Origin of the sequence: Leptolyngbya cf. ectocarpi LEGE 11479 (genome assembly GCF_015207065.1) — a bacterium.
Classification (GTDB): domain Bacteria; phylum Cyanobacteriota; class Cyanobacteriia; order Phormidesmidales; family Phormidesmidaceae; genus Leptothoe; species Leptothoe ectocarpi.
Window position 1 is genome coordinate 1 of the sequence record NZ_JADEXP010000601.1, and the last position, 1,781, is coordinate 1,781.

The 1,781-nt window shown below is 40.4% G+C and carries 2 protein-coding genes; both read left to right on the plus strand.

What is annotated here, in order from left to right; translation table 11 throughout:
- The coding region (locus IQ260_RS30335) for a J domain-containing protein (RefSeq protein WP_228016570.1) at nucleotides 1-488 on the plus strand (488 nt) is incomplete at its 5' end.
- 22 nt (nucleotides 489-510) lie between these two features.
- Nucleotides 511-1,563 carry a hypothetical protein gene (locus IQ260_RS30340; RefSeq protein ID WP_193996762.1) on the plus strand — a complete coding sequence of 351 codons (1,053 nt, stop codon included), beginning with the start codon at nucleotides 511-513 and terminating at the stop codon, nucleotides 1,561-1,563.
- The last annotated feature ends 218 nt before the right edge of the window (nucleotides 1,564-1,781 follow it).

Below are 1,781 nucleotides of genomic sequence, written 5' to 3' on the forward strand. Positions count from 1 at the left end.
TTCGTAATCTCGCAAAGCAGTACGAGTATGAGGAGCAAATTTTATTGGACTTTGCGGAATTCATACATGGTGGGAAGTTCAAGGAAGTTGAACCGAGCATGACCGAACTGAAGAAAGCAGTTTGTCAAGCATTTGATTGTTCAAATTATCAAGCTCTCAAGAAAAATAAGGCGTTTAAGCTAGCCATTGCTGGACGTGATTTTAACTTTCGTAGTAAAGAGCCTTGGCGGATTCTCTATCGTGAATGGGTACGAGTCCCTGAAAACGAGCGGAATGAAATTGGACCATCTACGATCAATGGAATTGATGTTCTCAAGAATTTTCGTCCTTGGCATGTATTCCAGCTTGATGCAAAAACCGCTACAGCCGATGACATAAACGGGGCTTTTCGACAGTTAGCAAAAAAACATCATCCGGATGCTGGTGGAGACCGAAGGGTTTTTGAAGAACTTCAAAAGATGCGTGACTCACTACTTCTAATGCGTTAAATATTTCAGACAAGAATTAAAGATGGCAGCAGCAAAACGAAAATATATACTTTTATCTGATGAAGAAACAGCACGAATTTTAAGAATTGAAATTGAGGAGCTTTACAAGAAATGTGATTTTTTTGACAGCAAAGATGACGATGAATGGGATCTGATCGAGGGTGAACATTTTGAGTGGGTCCGAAAAGATGTAAAAAAACGGCAATTCTACGAAGCAGGTGCTGTAGCAATTGCCAAGTACCTGCAGCAGGTTGAAACAAAAGGTTTTTGGGCTAGCTTAGTAGACGAAGTCATTGAGGCATTTACTCATCGACGTAAAAGAATGCGTCGTCATCTGGTTCGTAGACAAGTTTCTATTGAGTTTTCGAGTCTAGATGATGCATATCTGACATCCGAGTTAGTTTTTCTAGAAAGACCTAAGATAATTCGCATCTTGCGAACAAATGGCAAAGGTTTGAATTCGTCAATGAGGCGAATACAGGGTAATGACAGTCTGGAAGGGCAAGAGCCGCTAGAACCTAACGAAGATCTAAAGTCTATAGAAGACACACAATACTGGAGTCAGCGTGGAATTGTTAAAGTGGCTCGAGACATGTCTCAAAATCACGGAAAGAGATCCCGAGCATCCCGAAAAGCATGGACAGATACAGTCTATGAAGAAGTTAAAGACGCTATTCGGGACCAAAGAAAATATTTGGAATCATCCGAAGCTCGGATAAAAAAGGCAATAGGAACAGTTAAAAAGATTGCTGGTGACACATGCCAGGTTTCTTGCCAAAAACGCACTGCTTCTAAACCGTTTGATCTCCATGCTCATCATCTATTTGATCGCGAAACACGCCCTGATTTGGCAGATGTTTTGGACAATTTGTTAGTTATGCATGCAGATATTCATCGTGGTTTTCATAGATGGCATGGTAGCGGAAGCTGTGAACCAAAAGACTTTATTGAGTATTTGTTTTACGTAGAAGGAGAGAAGTTTGAGTCAAATTCAAACACTAGACATCTTGATGCGCTTGTCAATAAATTAGAAAAATTACAGGTCTTTTTTGAAAATCACTACAATATGCCTTAGCTTACTAATACTGTTGCTAGGACTCTATCAACTATTTCTCTGAAACTTCAAAGGATAGGATCGATATATTTAGGGCTTGCTGAAAAGATAGCTACGTAAGCCTGATAAGGGTTACCGGCTATTACGCCCTGATTAGGTGCAAAGGAAATCAGCTAAAATGCTCAAAACCCTTGCACCTAACCAGGGAAATGTACCGACAATCATCACCGGGTCAGCTA

What these genes read in the sequence shown, in the direction of transcription:
- IQ260_RS30340 (WP_193996762.1), top strand. Translation starts at nt 511, where the DNA reads ATGGCAGCAGCAAAACGAAAATATATACTTTTATCTGATGAAGAAACA.